This window comes from Cyclobacterium sp. (genome assembly GCF_014762705.1).
GTDB lineage: Bacteria > Bacteroidota > Bacteroidia > Cytophagales > Cyclobacteriaceae > Cyclobacterium.
Genome location: NZ_JABURL010000089.1, coordinates 92,208 through 108,350 on the forward strand (window position 1 = coordinate 92,208; position 16,143 = coordinate 108,350).

Consider the following 16,143-nt stretch of genomic DNA (forward strand, 5'->3'; position numbering starts at 1 on the left):
TTACTAAATTATTTATGAATAAATTATACGCAATCTTCGGATTTATGCTGTTGCATTTCCAAATTTTGGCGCAAACACAAAGTCCTGCTGAATTTTTAGGCTATGAACTGGGAGACAGGTTTACCCCCCACCACAAGGTGGTCGCCTATTATCAACATGTAGCTGCTACCAATGACAATGTGTTGTTGAAGGAATATGGGAAAACCAATGAGTTGCGCCCCCTGATGGTTGCCTTTGTTTCCTCTCAACAAAACATCGAACAACTGGAAACCATCCGTACGGATAACCTGAAAAGGGCCGGCCTGATGGAAGGAAGTCCGGAACTTTCCATTCCCGTGCATTGGATGAGCTACAATGTGCATGGCAATGAAGCGGTTTCTTCAGAAGCCACCATGATGACACTTTTTTCCCTTGTGGATCCCGAAAATGAATCATCCCGGGATTGGCTGGCCAATACTTTGGTGGTATTGGACCCCTGTGTCAATCCCGACGGGCAAGAGCGGTATGTCAACTGGTATCAGCAAAAAATGAATCAGGTACTTCAGCCTGACCTGCAATCTATCGAGCACAGAGAGCCCTGGCCTGGTGGAAGGCCCAACCACTACTTCTTTGACCTGAACCGGGACTGGGCCTGGCAGACACAAGTGGAAACACAGCAAAGACTGACCTTATACAATGAATGGCTGCCACAGGTTCATTTGGATTTTCACGAGCAGGGTATCAATTCCCCTTATTATTTTGCTCCTGCAGCAGAACCCCTTCACGTACAGCTGACGGCCTTCCAGCACGAATACCAGGAAATTTTTGGTAGGAATACGGCTGCTTATTTTGATAAGCAGGACTGGTTTTATTTTACCAAAGAAAGGTTTGACCTGCTTTATCCCAGTTATGGAGACACCTACCCCATGTACAATGGAGCCATTGGCATGACCATAGAGCAGGGTGGCTCAGGCAGGGCCGGTATTGGCGGCTATGATGCCCAGGGAGATACCATTAGCCTGAAAGACAGGATCATCCACCACCATACCACAGGAATTTCTGCCATTGAGACTACTTCATCCATTGCTGATAGGGTTTTGGAGGCTTATGAACAATATTTCACCGAAAGCAGTACCAGCCCATCCGGTACTTACAAAAGCTTTGTCATCAAGGGAAGCAACCCGCCGGACAAGGTCCGGGCCCTGCTGGACCTGCTGGACAAAAATGGGATCCGGTATGGTTGGAGTGGAAAAAGCGAAAATCTAAACGGATTTTCCTACCAAACCGGTGAGTCCGGTCGACAGTCACTGGCCGAGAATGACATTGTCATCAATGCCTTTCAACCCAAGTCAGTTTTGACCCAGGTATTATTTGAACCGGAACCGGTTTTGAACGACAGCATCACCTATGACATCACTTCGTGGGCACTTCCGTATGCCTTTGGCTTGGATGCCTTTGCGCTGGAAGGCCGTCTGGACGCGGAGCAGGATTATTTGAAACCTGATTTCGAGCCCAACAGGCCCGATAAAGAAACCCTCGCCTACATTGCTCCATGGAACGCCACCTCACATGTCAAATACCTTGCTGCCCTACTGCAGGAAGGCATTCGGGTAAGATACAACGAGTATCCCTTCGAAGTCGGAGGAAACAGTTATCCCACAGGTTCGCTTATCATTACGCGTGGTGGAAATGCCTACATCCCGGACTTTCATCAAAAAGTAACTGAATTAGCCAACTCCTTTGAAATAAAACTGGGTAAAACCCAAACAGGCTATATGGACAGCGGGAAAGATTTCGGGTCTTCCCATGTACGTATCATTCGGAAACCTGACATTGCCCTTGTGGGAGGAGAGGGTGTATCATCACTGAATTTTGGAGAGGTTTGGCATTTTCTGGATAGCGAGTTAAAATACCCTGTTGTCATTCTTGAATCCGATCAATTGAATCGGGCTGTATTACAGGATTACAATGTGCTGATTATGCCCTCGGGAAATTACAAAGAGGAATTACACCCCGTTTTGACTGAATGGGTAGCAGCCGGTGGAAAGCTCCTTGCCATGGAAGATGCTTTGGATTTGTTTGCTGACCGGGAGGAAGGTTTATTACAGACCTATGCCAGTGAAGAGGAAAAAGAAACATTCGAGAGCAGGATATCCAAAGGTTCAGCAGGGGATAATACGGCACCTTTTCTGGAAAAAGAACGGCTGGAAATTTCGACTTATGCGGCTGGTGCCATATATGAAGTGCAAATGGATACCACTCATCCCCTGGGATATGGCAGTGAAGGGGAGTTTTATACACTGAAAAATAATTCCAATCGGTATGCATTAATGGAAGACGGTATCAACGCCGGCTACATTGCCGGGCAGGAAAGCCATCGCACAGGATTTATTGGTTATAAAATCAAACCTTTAATGGCCAATTCTATGGTTTTTGGCGTTGAACCGATGGGAAGGGGACAGCTGATTTATATGGTGGACAATCCCATGTTTCGGAGTTTCTGGGAGGCCGGTAAGTTGATTTTTGCCAATGCTGTATTTTTATCAGCCAATTGATTAAAAAAAATAGCCATGGTTAAGCCCTCATGGCTGTTTTTTTTAGGTATTTGCCTATCTTTCATAGAAAATACCTGACCTGCCATGAGCGACTTTATACTTAATCAGACCGACACCTTTCGTTGCCCCTGGTGTCTGGGATTCGAGAAATACATTCAATACCATGATGAAGAATGGGGCGTTCCGGTGTACAGCGATCGGAAGCATTTTGAGTTTCTGGTGCTGGAAAGTGCCCAGGCGGGATTGAGCTGGGCTACCATTCTGAAAAAGAGGGAGGGATACAGGCGGGCCTTCAAGGATTTTGATTACCGGAAGGTAGCTGATTTTACTGAAGAAGAGATAGAAAAGCTGATTGGAAATCCGGATATTGTAAGAAACCGGTTAAAAATCCAGGCTGCGGTTAATAATGCCCGAAAATTTATCGAAGTACAGGAACACTACGGAACATTTTCCGACTATATCTGGGGTTTTGTAGATGGGAAACCCCTGCAAAATGAGTGGAAAAGCATGTCTGTGGTTCCGGCGGCTACTGAACTCTCCAATCAAATTGCCCGTGACCTGAAGCAAAAGGGATTTAAATTTCTGGGAAGTACCATCATTTATTCACACTTGCAGGCCACCGGTATCGTAAATGATCACCTGGAACAATGCTTCCGCCACCAGGAAGTGAAGCGCATGGCCAGGTATTAAATCCATGAAATGATGAAAAGAATTCACTTCTATTACTTTTGTTTCTTGGTTTCAGGGTTTTTGCTGGTCGAAAATTTACGGGCACAAACTTATTTTCCAGGGAAAAATTCCTGGGAGCAAAAGGACCCTGCAGCCCTAGGGGTGAATGCCGGCCTCTTGCAAGAGGCCATAGATCTGGCCATCAGGGAAGAAACTGATGCAGACCCTAATCTTAAAATAGCCCATTACCTCAGTGGTTTTGGCAGAGAACCCTTCGGCTATCCCATTGGCCCCATGAAAAACAGGGGAGCTGCAACCGGGCTGATCATATACAAAGGGTATCTAATTGGCCAATGGGGAGATCCTGAAAGGGTGGACCTGACTTTCAGTGTGGCCAAAAGTTTCCTGTCCACCGTGGTGGGACTTGCTGTGGATGAGGGCCTGATCCAAAGTGAAAAAGATTTGGTGCATCCCTATATGGCGCCAATCATCCCTTACGATCCCAACCTGGCCCACCGAAATAAATCCGATCACCTGGTGGAAGAAGACGTATTTGACTTATTCGGAACGCCACATAACCGAAAAATCACCTGGGAGCATTTGCTTCGACAGACCTCTGATTGGGAAGGAACCCTGTGGGGCAAGCCGGACTGGGCAGACCGGCCCCGGGGAGATAGTGAAACCTGGCTGGGTAGAGAGAGAAATGAACCCGGATCTGTCTATACCTACAACGATACCCGGGTGAACGTACTTGCTCTGGCAGCCATGAACCTTTGGAGGAAGCCACTTCCGCTGGTACTGAAGGAAAAAATAATGGATAAAATTGGTGCCAGTCCTACCTGGAGATGGACGGGGTACGAGAATTCCTTCGTTATTATTGACGGACAAATCATGCAGTCTGTAAGTGGAGGCTCCCACTGGGGCGGAGGAATGATGATCAATGCCTATGACCAGGCCAGGTTTGGTTACCTGACCCTGCATAAAGGAGCATGGAATGGAGAGCAACTGATTTCCAGTGAATGGATTGCAAAATCCCGTACTCCGGGTCCTGCACAGGAGAATTATGGATTCATGAATTATTTTCTCAATACCCGGCAGCAGGAAATTCCTGCTGCTCCGGAATCCTCTTTTTTCCATTTAGGAGCGGGAACCAATATGGTATATGTGGATGAGGAACATGAACTCGTAATAGTAAGCCGATGGATCAAAAATGCCGCCAAAGCCGAACTGATAAAGCTTGTATTGGAAAGTCTGCCTGATTAAACGCTCCAATTTTCCGCAGAGACCAGGGGTAGCGGGTAGTCTTTCCCCAGCCTTATGCGGCCCGTGTCCAGTTTTTCCGAGGGAAGCTGAAAAGGAATGTGTCTGTCAAAACCTTTTAACTTGTCCAGTTCCGGTATCCATCTCTCAATATAGGTGCCCTGGGGATCGTATTTTTTGGCTTGTAGTAGGATATTGAAATAGCGGTCTTGCCTGGGGTCATTCCCCACCCCGGCAATGTACATCCAGTTGCCCCAGTTGCTGCAGGGATCGTAGTCGATGAGTTGCTGCTCAAAATAGGCCGCTCCCCAGCGCCAGTCGATTTCCAGATCGTTTACCAGGAAGCTGGCGACCAGCTGCCGGCCCCGGTTGGACATAAAACCGGTTTGATTGAGTTCCCGCATGTTGGCATCGATAAAGGGAATACCGGTTTTGCCTGCTGCCCATTTTGAAAAAGCCACTTTACCTTCTTTCCAATAGCCTGCCTTGTCCTGAATGCCCCCAATCTGAAAGATGCGGCTGCCATGCTTTTTGGCCATAAAGCGAAAGAAATCCCTCCAGATCAATTCGAAAATTAGCCAGTAGGTGGATTGATTTTTGGTTCTTTCTGTTTCATAGCGTTTGACTTCCCGGTAAACTTGTCTTGGAGAAAGGGCTCCCATAGCCAGCCAGGGAGAGAATTTGCTGGAATAATCAGCCCCCATTAAACCATTTCGTGTTTCTTTATAACTGGCAAGACTGTCTGTCTGCCAGAAATAATGGTTCATTCTTTCCAAGGCAGGGCCGGATCCTCCCCGGAAAAGCATGTCAGCCTTGTTTTCGGTTCCTTCGTCAGTGAAGTCCGGTCCGCCCATTTCAGGCCAGGAATTCAAATGTCCCTCCGGTATTTGGGCAAAGCGAACGGTTTCCGGAATCTTTTCCAGCGGACGGATAAAAGATAGCTTCTCACATTCTTTTCTAAATTTGGTAAATACCTCAGGCAGTTGTGCTACCGGGAATGGCAGGTCGTCAATATGGAACAGGGTGCTTTGCCAGTAGCTTTCCGTGGCAATACCCTTGCTCCAGGCGGCTTTTTCCAATGCCTGTTCCACCCTGATTTCCTCAGCCGTGACTTCCTGGGAAAAACAGATCATACCTGCCCCGGCTTTTTGTGCCAGAGTGGGTATCTCCTCTTCAGGTTTGCCGTGAAGGAGCAGCAAGTTACCTCCTTTTTCCCTGATTTGATTTTGCAGATCCTGGATGGTTTCGGAAAGGAACCTGGCGCGGTAAGGACCGGTTTTTTTCAACCCAAAATCCCCTGGTCCAAATTGCCGGGGATCCAGGCAATAAACGGGTAAAATGCTCCTGGCAAGTTCCGTTGCTTTTTTAAGGGTGAGGTTATCTTCCCACCTCAGGTCATTTCTCAGCCAGACTAGTGCTTTTTCATATCGCATACAGTAAACAAACTCCCTGTTCAGCCAAAGTGTTTTTTACAAAAAGCCGGTTTTTGCGGATGTTTTGGCTAGGTTGGTCACCACCTGGAAAACAGGATTTCTTTTGGTCATTTGCCCACTGCTTTAGCTGTGGGTAAAAAAGGGCCTGTACGCCATTTTGGCTTTAGCCAAATCCTTTAGCCGGTAAAGCATTTATTTCATTATCTCTCCTAAATTTTGGTTAAAGCCTGGGATTTATGGACTCTTATTATAGGGAATGGGCTAAAGCCGTATTCCTATTGAAGGATGTTAGCGATTGATATATTGGTCTTAATTTTTTTTCAATACTTCTTTATCAATTGCCTCCTGCTTTAGCTGGAGGCAATTGGATGGGATATTAGTGCCATTGGCTTTAGCCAAAATTTTTCCTGGGAAGCATTTGTTCCCCAAACCCTCCCCGGTTTTGGCTGAAGCCGCATTCCTATTGAAGGATGTTAGCCATTGATTTTGTAGTCAATCTGTCAATAGAAACCTAATCCTCCCCCAAAATAGTCGGCTTGCTTTGGGATTTGGATTGCTTGATCCGGTAGTTCAGGGTCAGGTTGATTTGCCTTCTTCTTGGCAGGATATCCCCTTCGGTCATAAATCCAGGCCCCTCGAAGATATAGCGGTTTCTACGGGAGTTGAACACATCCATTACATTTAGAATGAGCGTTCCGCGCCCCTTCATGATGTCTTTGCTGGCGGAAATGTCCAGATAGGCGATGGCTTTTTGTACCCCCTGGGCTACCTTTCTGCGGCCCTCGTAATTTCCCCTGAGCTGCAGGTCCAGTCCGTTCTGCAAAGTAAAGCGGGAAGTAAGCCGGGTAAACCAGGAATAGGTGTCGGCAGTGTAGGTGTCCAATACATTGCTGCCATCGATTTTGGCATAGAAAAAGTTAAAATTAGCATCCAACTTCCACCATTCCACGGGGTAGTAGTCCGTGGTGAATTCAAAGCCCATTGACTGTTCACCTACCAGGTTATAGGGCAAAGTGGTTGCATTTCCTTCTTCATCCACGCTTCGGATCCGCTCAATTTTGTCCTCGGTATCCCGGTAATACAGGGTGGAGAAAATAGAGCCTTTGTCCATGTATTTGATGTGCCCGAGTTCGAAGGCATCTGTATATTCCGGATTCAGGTCCGGGTTGCCGCTAAAGAAATTCCGGGCATCGGAAAAGGTCATAAAGGGGCTGAGGTCATTGTAGACAGGTCTTCGGATCCTGCGGCTGTAACTGACCTGCAGGGCATCATCCGGGCTGATGTTGTAGGTAAGGTGGGCGGAAGGAAACAGGTTGGCATAATCCCGGGGATTGACCTCATTGGTTTTTACCAGGGTGGTGCTTACATCGGTGTATTCTGCCCTTAAACCTCCCTGGTAAGATAATTTATTGCTTTTGTTGCCCAGGATGGCGTAGGCAGCGTGGATGTTTTCGTCATAAAGGAAAATATCATCCAGGCCTGGAAGGGCTTCCATATTTCCCGACTCTGTACGCTCACTGACGATAAAATCATTTTCCATGTTGCGGATACTGCTGCGTACCCCGGTTTCAAAGTTGCCCTCGCTGCCTATGGGCTTGGTATAGTCCAATTGGAGCAGCCATTGTCTGTCAAATTCGTCGTTGACGGAGGTTTGAAGCAGAGATCCACCTGGAATGGGCGTTCCATTAGGAAAATAGGAATCCTGCGTGTATACCTGATCTGAATTTTCCCAATAATCCAGGTAGGTAATGGCCGTACTAAGTACATGGCCTTTCTGGTCAAAGCTTCGCTTATAGGTCAGGTTGAATTCCGAATTGGGTTCTTTCTCATCTTCATCCTGGGTTCGCAGCGTATAGCTGTCTAGTGGAGCCTCTTCTGCTGCATAATCATCGTACCTTATATTGGTCAGACGTCTGGCATCGCTTCTTCTCCAGAGGTAGGAGCCGGTAAGGATGCTGTTTTCATTGAAAAAATAGTCCAGGCCGGCCCGGATATTATTGTTCAAGCCATTCACGGTACCTGTAGTGGTCTGATAGGAGTAAAAGCTGGTATCGGAATTGCTGACTCGCTGTCGGATGGTGCCTTCCCTGGGCACCCGGCGGTAAGCCACGCCATAATTGACGAACCAGTTGATTTTTTTGTGGCGGTAGTTCAGGTTAGCGGCCAGTCCAAAATTGTGTGGATTTCCTGTGATTCCTTCAAAGGAGGCATTAAAACCCTGATTGTTTTCTTTTTTAAGTATGATGTTGATGACGCCGGCCATGCCTTCTGCCTCATAACGGGCAGAAGGGTTGGTGATGACTTCAACTGTTTCGATCATACTGGCAGGTAGTTGTTGCAGGCCACTGCTGCCTTTGAAGCTGACCAGACCGGAAGGTTTGCCGTCTACCAGGATCCGTACATTGCTGGATCCCCTCAGGCTTACTCCCCCTTCCGGATCCACATTGATAGAAGGCAGGTTCATCAGGATATCGGAGGCCGTCCCCCCTGCATTGGCCAGATCCTTGCCCACGTTAAAGATCCGTTTGTCCAGGGACAGCTCCATAAGTGTCTTTTCGCCCTGTACCACCACTTCCTCCAGGTTTTCGGTATCGGCACCCATTTCCAGATTGCCCAAATCTACCCTTCGATTTTCCCGGTTGATTTCCAGGTCATTGATTTCCAGGGGCAGGTAACCCATAAATTCCACAAGCACATCAAACTTCCCTTGCGGCAGATTCAGGTCAAAGGTGCCATCCTCAGCGGTGATGCCACCATTTACCAATGTCTTTTCGGAACTCTCCGTTGCAAATACACTGATGGTGGCAAAGCCCAACGGAGCTTTGCCCTCCTGATCAATGACTTTTCCCCGAATCCCGCCGAAATTATCGGACTGGGCAAAAACAGAGGTACTGATAAGAAAAAATAAAACTATTGCGGGCTGATAAATTTTTTTCATGAGTAAGCTTTTCATTTTCTGGGTAACTGCAAAGATAGAAATACAATAGGTAGGAAAGTTGAATTTTTACAGGAATGCCCAAAGAAGTACACCAAAGGAGTTCATTTGTTGCAACTTTCCCAAAGTTCTAAACTTTGGGAAAGTTAAGCTGAGAGCGATTTTAATCCAACCCAGACAGGTAGGTTTTCCAAATCAGAATAGCAAAAGCCGGCTTCAAATGCGCTAAATTCCATTTTTTTATTTTGATAGAATAGACTAGATTAGTTGGCTCAATTGTTTTAGAAATTTCCTGTGACTATACCCTTTATGAACTACCGGTTTTACCATTACCTTTTTCTATCCGCCATCTTTACTGCCTGGTCCTGTTCTTCAGGAGAACCCAAATTGGAAGAGCAAATTCCTATGGACGAAGTGGCACTGGAAAGTGGAGAAAATTTATTTGATATCCACTGCAGCAGCTGCCATGGATTTGAGCAGGACGGGATTGGTCCCCACCTGGGCGGTATCACCCGGGAACAGCCATTAGATTGGCTCCGCAGCTTTATCAGAAACCCCACTGAAGTCATCGAAAGCGGAGATGAACGTGCAAAAGCTGTCTTTGAGCGTTACAATACCTACATGCCTGCCTTCGGACACCTGGAAGAGCAGGAAATCGATGCGATTATTGCCTACATGCATCAATATCCTGCGCCGGTAGCAGTGGAGGGAGCACGTTCCGACTCCATTCTGAATCCAATACCGGAGACTATCCCCCTTTCGGATCTCGTGGTGGAATTGGAATGGATCAGCACCATCCCTGCCTCTGCCGAAAACAAGCCGAAAACCCGCATTGCCAAAATGGATTACCATCCGGTAACAGGCGACTTGTACATCATGGATCTGCGGGGAAAAATGTACCGTATGGAAGGAAAAGACACGGAAGTATATCTGGATATGGAACTGGAAATGCCGGAATTTATCAATGAACCTGGCCTGGCTACCGGTTTTGGCAGTTTTGCCTTTCATCCGGATTTTGGCAATAATGGCCTGCTGTATACCAGCCATACCGAAAAGCCGGGGACCGCTCCCGCAGATTTTTCTTACGGGGACAGCATTAAATCCACCCTACAATGGGTAGTGACCGAATGGAAAACCGCACAGCCACTGCAAGTGCCGTTGCAGGCAGAAAGCCGGGAGCTCTTTCGCATAGATATGGTCACAGGCATTCACGGCATGCAGGAACTGACTTTCAATCCTCTTGCAGTAAAAGGAGACCCGGATTACGGCCTGCTTTACATAGGCATCGGTGATGGTGGAAGCGTAGGGGCGGGCCATGCCTGGGTTCCTCACGGTGCAAGTCAGGCATGGGGGTCTATCTTCCGTATCGATCCATCCGGAACCAACAGCAGTAACGGGAACTATGGTATTCCTCCAGGCAATCCCTTTGTTACCAGGGAGGAAGCAGTCCCTGAAATTTATGCCCATGGCTTTCGCAATGCGCATCGGATTACCTGGACCGCTGATGGGAAAATGCTGGCTACCAATATCGGCCAGGGACAGATTGAATCCCTGTACATTGTAAAGCCCGGAGATGATTACGGTTGGCCTGTCCGGGAGGGACCTTTCGTGATTGAACCTGAAATGGATCTGAACCAGGTTTTTCCCCTGCCTGAAAATGATGCCGAGCTGGGCTATACTTACCCGGTAGCCATGTATGATCATGATGAAGGCAATGCCATCTCCGGAGGCTATGAATACCAGGGGTCTGAAATTCCCGAATTGCAGGGCAAATACCTGTTTGGCGACATCGTTCATGGAAGACTGTTTTATGTGGAAACAGCGGATTTGGAGCGGGGTAGCCTGGCGCCGGTTTATGAATGGAAAGTGAGCTATGATGGAAACTCCATACCCCTTTCTGAGCTGTCAGGCAGTAATCGGGTGGATTTGAGGCTGGCAAGGGACCAGAAAGGAGAAATGTACCTTTTTACCAAAGCGGATGGAAAGGTGTACCGCATGACAGGAACCAGAAGGGCAAAGTAATGAAACAGATGGATCGGAGAAAATTAATAAAAAAAATGGGATTATTGGGAGCCCTGGCATCTTTCAATCCGGTATTTGGGTATTCCAACAAAAGGCTTCCAGCCCTTTCCATTGGTGCGTGTGACTGGTCCATCGGCAAGACCTCCGATCCGGAAGCCTTTGCCCTGGCCAGGGAAATCGGATTGGACGGGCTACAGGTAAGCCTGGGGACTGCCCAAAACGACATGCATTTGCGGCAAGCTTCCGTGCAGGAAGCCTTTATGAAAGCCTCCAGGCATTCAGGGGTAACCATTGCCAGTCTCGCCATTGGCGAATTGAACCGGGTGCCCTATAAATCGGCTCCGGAAACAGCCGCCTGGGTTTCAGATGCCATTGATGTGGCCGGCGTTTTGGGATGCCAGGTGATTTTGTTGGCCTTTTTTGGAGAGGGGGATTTGAGGGGAGATGAAAAGGGCAAAGCGGAAGTTATCCGAAGATTGAAAAAAGTAGCTCCGAGAGCAGAAAAAAAGAATGTTTTCCTGGCCATTGAATCCTGGCTTTCTGCCGAAGAGCATCTGGAAATCATTCAGGCTGTAGGCTCCAGCCATGTGAAGGTGTATTATGATGTGGCCAATGCCACGGAAATGGGCTACGATATCTTTCGGGAAATCGAGTTGCTGGGGACTGATCACATTTGTGAAATCCATTTTAAGGAAAATGGTAACCTTCTGGGGCAAGGCAAGGTGGACTTTAACCGGGTGAAATCTACCCTGGAAAAAATCGGCTATGGCAAATGGATCATCATGGAAGGAGCCCTTCCCAAGGATGCTGCCATATTACCTGCCTACCAACAAAATCTGCAATTTGTCAGGCAACTCATTAAAAACTAACTTATGAAAACTTCCCGGATCTTGGCCATTTCCATTTTACTCGCCAAACTTTCTTGTGGAGAAAAATCCGGAAATGATGCGCCATTATTGTTTGTGCCGGACGACCTGGAGGTTAGTCTGTGGGCCAGCAGCCCCCTCTTTTACAATCCCACCAACATGGATGTGGATGCCAAAGGCAGGGTATGGCTTACCGAAGCGGTCAATTACAGGGATTTCCGCAATGCGGATGGGCACCTGGTACGGGAAGCAGGAGACCGGATCATGATCCTGGAGGACCGGGACAGGGATGGAAAAGCAGACACTTCCCAGGTGTTTGTACAGGACCAGGACCTGCGCAGCCCCCTGGGCATAGCCGTGATCGGTAATCAGGTAGTGGTATCCTGCTCTCCCAATGTCATCATCTATACCGATACCGATGGAGATGACCTGCCTGACAAAAAAGAAGTTTTTTTAACCGGGTTTGGTGGCAGGGACCACGATCATGGGCTGCATGCAGGCCAACTGGGACCCGATGGCAAGTGGTATTTCATCACCGGCAATGCCGGGCCTCATCAGGTTAGAGACAAAGATGGCTGGACCCTGCGTTCCGGCAGCGTGTACAACGAATACACACCCTACAGTAAGGAAAATCTACCTTCCCAGGTAAGCGATGATGGTCAGGTATATACCGGCGGGCTGATCGTCCGGGTAAATCCCGATGGCAGCGGAATGGAAGTGATGTCCCATAATTTTCGCAATGCCTATGAAGTTTTTGTGGATTCCTTTGGCAACATGTGGCAAAGCGACAACGACGACCAGACCGCTTCCTGTCGCACTACCTGGCTGATGGAAGGCAGCAATGCCGGTTTTTTCAGCGAGGAAGGAGACCGCACCTGGCAAGCCGACAGGAGGCCGGGTCAAACCATAGCAGAAGCGCATTGGCACCAGGATGACCCTGGTGTTTTACCTGTGGGTGATATCTATGGTGCCGGTTCTCCTACAGGAATGCTGCGCATTGAAGGAGATGAGTTGGGAGAAGCCTATCGGGGCCTGTTACTCAGTGCTGATGCTGGCAGAAACATCATTTTTGGCTATCATCCCAGGCCCGAGGGGGCCGGATACTCCCTGGCCGACAGACAAAATTTTATCGCTTCTGTTGATGTAGATAATGAAGGGTACATCTGGCATCAGGTGGAAGGGGATACCAGCAAATGGTTTCGCCCCAGTGATGTGACCCTCGGAGCGGATGGTTCCCTTTTTGTGGCCGATTGGTACGATCCCATCGTGGGCGGGCACCAGATGCGGGACAAGGAAGGCCAGGGTAAAATCTACCGGATCACCAAAAAAGGGAAGGACTATCCCAAACCTGTAATCGATTTCGCCACCGTATCAGGTCAGGTGGAGGCATTGCGCAATCCTGCTGTCCACATACGCGCCCGGGCAGCGCAACTCCTGCAAGCGCAGGGCTCCCCGGTCATTCCCGAACTGGAACCTCTTTTGGATGACGGCAACCCTTTTTACAAGGCAAGAGCCATTTGGCTGCTGGCAGGAATGGCCGAGCCGGGATTGGAAAAGGTACTGCCCTTGCTGCAGGAGGATGATCCGGAATTGGTCCTTACCACCATCCGGGCCCTGGCAGCCTTTGCCCCTGAAAGCTTGCTTCGGGAGGCTGAGGCACTGATTCCCCAGGCAGCTCCTCTGGTGAACCGGGAGCTTGCGATTCTCTTGCGGAAAACTGATTTTGAAGAGACAGCACCTCTTTATACTTCCCTGATAGAAGCTTATGATGGAACGGATCCCTGGTATCGGAATGCCCTTGGAATTGCACTCAGGGAAAGGGCCAATGAGGTATTTCAAAGTCAATGGGAGAATTTGGATCCTCTGGATTGGAGTCCCGGGCAGGCTTCGCTGATCTGGGAGCTCCATCCCGAAGCAGCTATTTCGGCACTGAAGCTTCGGTTGGAAAGCGAGGCCCTGAACGAGGAAAAAAAGAGGCAGGCACTGGAAACCCTGGCTTTTATCCCCCATCAGGAGGCGGTAGAAGCATTCCTGGAGCTGGCAGAGGGAGAAGGCATGTTGGCCGAACAAGCCAGCTGGTGGTTGCAATTTAGAAAATACAACAATTGGGAGGCATTTCTAACAGATTGGGAGCCGCCGGTGGATAATATGCCGGTAGGCCAACCGGAACTCCGGGCAGCCCTTGAAATGCTGAGCGATAGTCTGGCAAACGCCGATCAGCAGCAGGAAGCACTGAGTCATCTTGCTGAAAGTTCCGAAGGGAGGTTACAGATGGCTTTGTTGGCAGTAAAGGGAATTTTCCCCGATTCCCTGCAGAGACAGCTTCCGGAAGAATGGGCCATGGAAGGCAGGCCAGCCGTTAAGCACATGTTGGTGCATTTATTTGGTGCCTCACAGGATTTCCCGGAGGGGGAAGTGAACGAATTTATGGGGGATGCAGCAAAGGGAAAGGTATTGGCCACACAAAACTGTCTGACTTGCCACCGGATTGGAGATTCAGGCAATGAAATTGGTCCCAACCTAAGCGGAATCGGGCAAAAAATGGATGCCCCTACCCTGGTAAATGCCATTGTGCAGCCCGATGCCGCCATTGGGTTTGGATCGGAAGCCTGGCTGGTTCGGTTGAAAAACGGGGCGGTAGTTTACGGATTGCTGCAGTCCAACGGTCCTGTAGTAACAGTTCTGGACAGTCAGGGGCAGCGTTTTGTGATCCCTGCATCCGAAGTGGCCGAGAAGCGATTGGTGCCTGTCAGTTTGATGCCCGGTCCCGCACAGCTGGGATTGGAAGCACAGGATATTGCCCATATCCGAACCTACCTGATGCAGGGAGATTTATAAAAATCTTGTACACTATGTGTTTTTGCTTAATTTTGCGCCCATGGCAAAATCAGCACAACTTCAGGAAAGCAATCTGCTTAAAGATATTATCGCCCATGCCAAGGAGTATGGGTTTGTGTACCCCTCATCGGAAATTTACGACGGCTTGCAGGCAGTCTACGATTACGGTCCATATGGGGTGGAACTCAAAAATAACCTCAAGCGCTTGTGGTGGGAATCCATGACTCGTCTGAATGACAATATTGTAGGCCTGGACTCGGCCATTTTCATGCATCCCACCACCTGGAAAGCTTCGGGCCATGTGGATAGCTTTAATGATCCCATGGTGGACAACAAAGACAGCAAGAAACGCTATCGTGCCGATGTGCTGATTGAGGAAAAAGCCGCCCAATACGAGCAGGCAGGAGAAGTGGAGCGGGCAAAGGAATTATTGGCAGCCATGGGCAAGTTGCTGGATGCCGAGGACTTTGCTGCCCTGAGAGACCTGATGATCAATGAGGGCATAACCTGTCCGCTGAGCGGCACGGCCAACTGGACCGAGATCCGCCAGTTTAACCTGATGTTTTCTACCCAGGTGGGATCAGTGTCAGAGGACTCCTCTACCATCTACCTGCGACCTGAGACGGCACAGGGTATATTTGTTAATTTCTTGAATGTTCAAAAGACTGCTCGCATGAAAGTTCCTTTCGGCATCGCCCAGATTGGAAAGGCTTTCCGGAACGAAATCGTGGCAAGGCAGTTTATTTTCCGCATGCGGGAGTTTGAGCAAATGGAAATGCAATATTTTGTCCGTCCAGGTACGGAGATGGAATGGTATAGTCGCTGGGCAGATACCAGGGTGAAATGGCACAAGGCTCTGGGAATTCCGGAGGAGAAAATCCGCCGACACGATCACGATAAACTGGCCCATTATGCCAATGCCGCCCTGGATATTGAATACCAATTTCCTTTTGGCTTTAAGGAAGTGGAGGGCATTCATTCCCGTACTGATTTTGACCTGAAGGCACACCAGGAGTACAGTAAGAAGAAGCAACAGTATTTTGATCCTGAGGTAAACCAGAATTATATTCCCTACGTAATCGAGACTTCCATTGGGGCCGACCGCTTGTTTTTAATGACGCTCTGCAATGCGTATACGGAAGAGCAAACTGGAGAAAAAAGCAGGGTATATCTCAAGTTTCACCCGGCTCTGGCACCGGTAAAAGCGGCGATCCTTCCCCTGACCAAAAAAGACGGTCTACCGGAAAAGGCTAAGGCCATTTTCGAGGATATGAAGTACGATTTCAACATTATCTACGAGGAGGCGGCCTCTATCGGCAAGCGCTATGCCCGGCAGGATTTGATCGGAACACCATTCTGCATTGCGGTAGATCATCAGACCCTGGAAGACGATACCGTCACCATCCGGCACCGGGACAGTACCGAGCAGGAGCGGGTAGCCATTTCCGATCTTCACGGGAGGTTGTCAGCCGCCTGTAGCTATCGGACGGTGTTTGAGAAGATTTGATTTTGGCCCTCCCGCACCCTCGCAGTGAGGGAAACGGGTTGCAGTGGTTCCAATACCGCCGATGGTAGCAAATAAGAAC

The 16,143-nt window shown here is 48.8% G+C and carries 9 protein-coding genes; 7 read left to right on the forward strand and 2 right to left on the reverse strand.

The window, feature by feature from the left end; genetic code table 11:
• Positions 1–14 precede the first annotated feature (14 nt).
• From HUJ21_RS16925 to HUJ21_RS16935, 3 genes are all read left to right on the forward strand, one after another.
• On the forward strand, positions 15–2,534 hold the full coding sequence (locus HUJ21_RS16925; RefSeq protein ID WP_291371825.1) for a M14 family zinc carboxypeptidase: 2,520 nt from the start codon (positions 15–17) through the stop codon (positions 2,532–2,534).
• 84 nt (positions 2,535–2,618) lie between these two features.
• Positions 2,619–3,224 (forward strand): DNA-3-methyladenine glycosylase I, encoded by a 606-nt coding sequence (locus HUJ21_RS16930; protein WP_291371826.1) that lies wholly within the window; start codon positions 2,619–2,621, stop codon positions 3,222–3,224.
• A 12-nt stretch (positions 3,225–3,236) separates the two neighbouring features.
• Positions 3,237–4,466 (forward strand): serine hydrolase, encoded by a 1,230-nt coding sequence (locus tag HUJ21_RS16935; protein WP_291371843.1) that lies wholly within the window; start codon positions 3,237–3,239, stop codon positions 4,464–4,466.
• Here the strand turns inward: HUJ21_RS16935 and HUJ21_RS16940 are convergent.
• Positions 4,463–5,896: a DASH family cryptochrome gene (locus HUJ21_RS16940; RefSeq protein WP_291371827.1), complete on the reverse strand. Its 1,434-nt coding sequence runs from the start codon at positions 5,894–5,896 to the stop codon at positions 4,463–4,465. The two genes, HUJ21_RS16935 and HUJ21_RS16940, sit on opposite strands and share 4 nt — an antisense overlap.
• 511 nt (positions 5,897–6,407) lie before the next feature.
• Entirely contained in the window at positions 6,408–8,834 is a 2,427-nt protein-coding gene (locus tag HUJ21_RS16945) for an outer membrane beta-barrel family protein (RefSeq protein WP_291371828.1), read from the reverse strand.
• Between the two features lie 306 nt (positions 8,835–9,140).
• Between HUJ21_RS16945 and HUJ21_RS16950 the strand changes: the two genes are divergently transcribed.
• The 4 genes from HUJ21_RS16950 to HUJ21_RS16965 are packed head-to-tail and all read left to right on the forward strand — an operon-like array spanning position 9,141 to position 16,064.
• Complete coding sequence (locus HUJ21_RS16950) at positions 9,141–10,853, forward strand: PQQ-dependent sugar dehydrogenase (protein WP_291371829.1); 1,713 nt, start codon at positions 9,141–9,143, stop codon at positions 10,851–10,853.
• Positions 10,854–10,888: 35 nt separating this feature from the next.
• Positions 10,889–11,722 carry a sugar phosphate isomerase/epimerase family protein gene (locus tag HUJ21_RS16955; protein WP_291371830.1) on the forward strand — a complete coding sequence of 278 codons (834 nt, stop codon included), beginning with the start codon at positions 10,889–10,891 and terminating at the stop codon, positions 11,720–11,722.
• 3 nt (positions 11,723–11,725) lie between these two features.
• On the forward strand, positions 11,726–14,557 hold the full coding sequence (locus HUJ21_RS16960) for a PVC-type heme-binding CxxCH protein (protein ID WP_291371831.1): 2,832 nt from the start codon (positions 11,726–11,728) through the stop codon (positions 14,555–14,557).
• 40 nt (positions 14,558–14,597) lie between these two features.
• The gene (locus HUJ21_RS16965; RefSeq protein ID WP_291371832.1) at positions 14,598–16,064 is read left to right on the forward strand and encodes a glycine--tRNA ligase; all 1,467 of its coding nucleotides are present in this window, start codon (positions 14,598–14,600) and stop codon (positions 16,062–16,064) included.
• The last annotated feature ends 79 nt before the right edge of the window (positions 16,065–16,143 follow it).

What these genes read in the sequence shown, in the direction of transcription:
- HUJ21_RS16925 (WP_291371825.1), top strand. Translation starts at nt 15, where the DNA reads ATGAATAAATTATACGCAATCTTCGGATTTATGCTGTTGCATTTCCAA.
- HUJ21_RS16930 (WP_291371826.1), top strand. Translation starts at nt 2,619, where the DNA reads ATGAGCGACTTTATACTTAATCAGACCGACACCTTTCGTTGCCCCTGG.
- HUJ21_RS16935 (WP_291371843.1), top strand. Translation starts at nt 3,237, where the DNA reads ATGAAAAGAATTCACTTCTATTACTTTTGTTTCTTGGTTTCAGGGTTT.
- HUJ21_RS16940 (WP_291371827.1), bottom strand. Translation starts at nt 5,896, where the DNA reads ATGCGATATGAAAAAGCACTAGTCTGGCTGAGAAATGACCTGAGGTGG.
- HUJ21_RS16945 (WP_291371828.1), bottom strand. Translation starts at nt 8,834, where the DNA reads ATGAAAAAAATTTATCAGCCCGCAATAGTTTTATTTTTTCTTATCAGT.
- HUJ21_RS16950 (WP_291371829.1), top strand. Translation starts at nt 9,141, where the DNA reads ATGAACTACCGGTTTTACCATTACCTTTTTCTATCCGCCATCTTTACT.
- HUJ21_RS16955 (WP_291371830.1), top strand. Translation starts at nt 10,889, where the DNA reads ATGGGATTATTGGGAGCCCTGGCATCTTTCAATCCGGTATTTGGGTAT.
- HUJ21_RS16960 (WP_291371831.1), top strand. Translation starts at nt 11,726, where the DNA reads ATGAAAACTTCCCGGATCTTGGCCATTTCCATTTTACTCGCCAAACTT.
- HUJ21_RS16965 (WP_291371832.1), top strand. Translation starts at nt 14,598, where the DNA reads ATGGCAAAATCAGCACAACTTCAGGAAAGCAATCTGCTTAAAGATATT.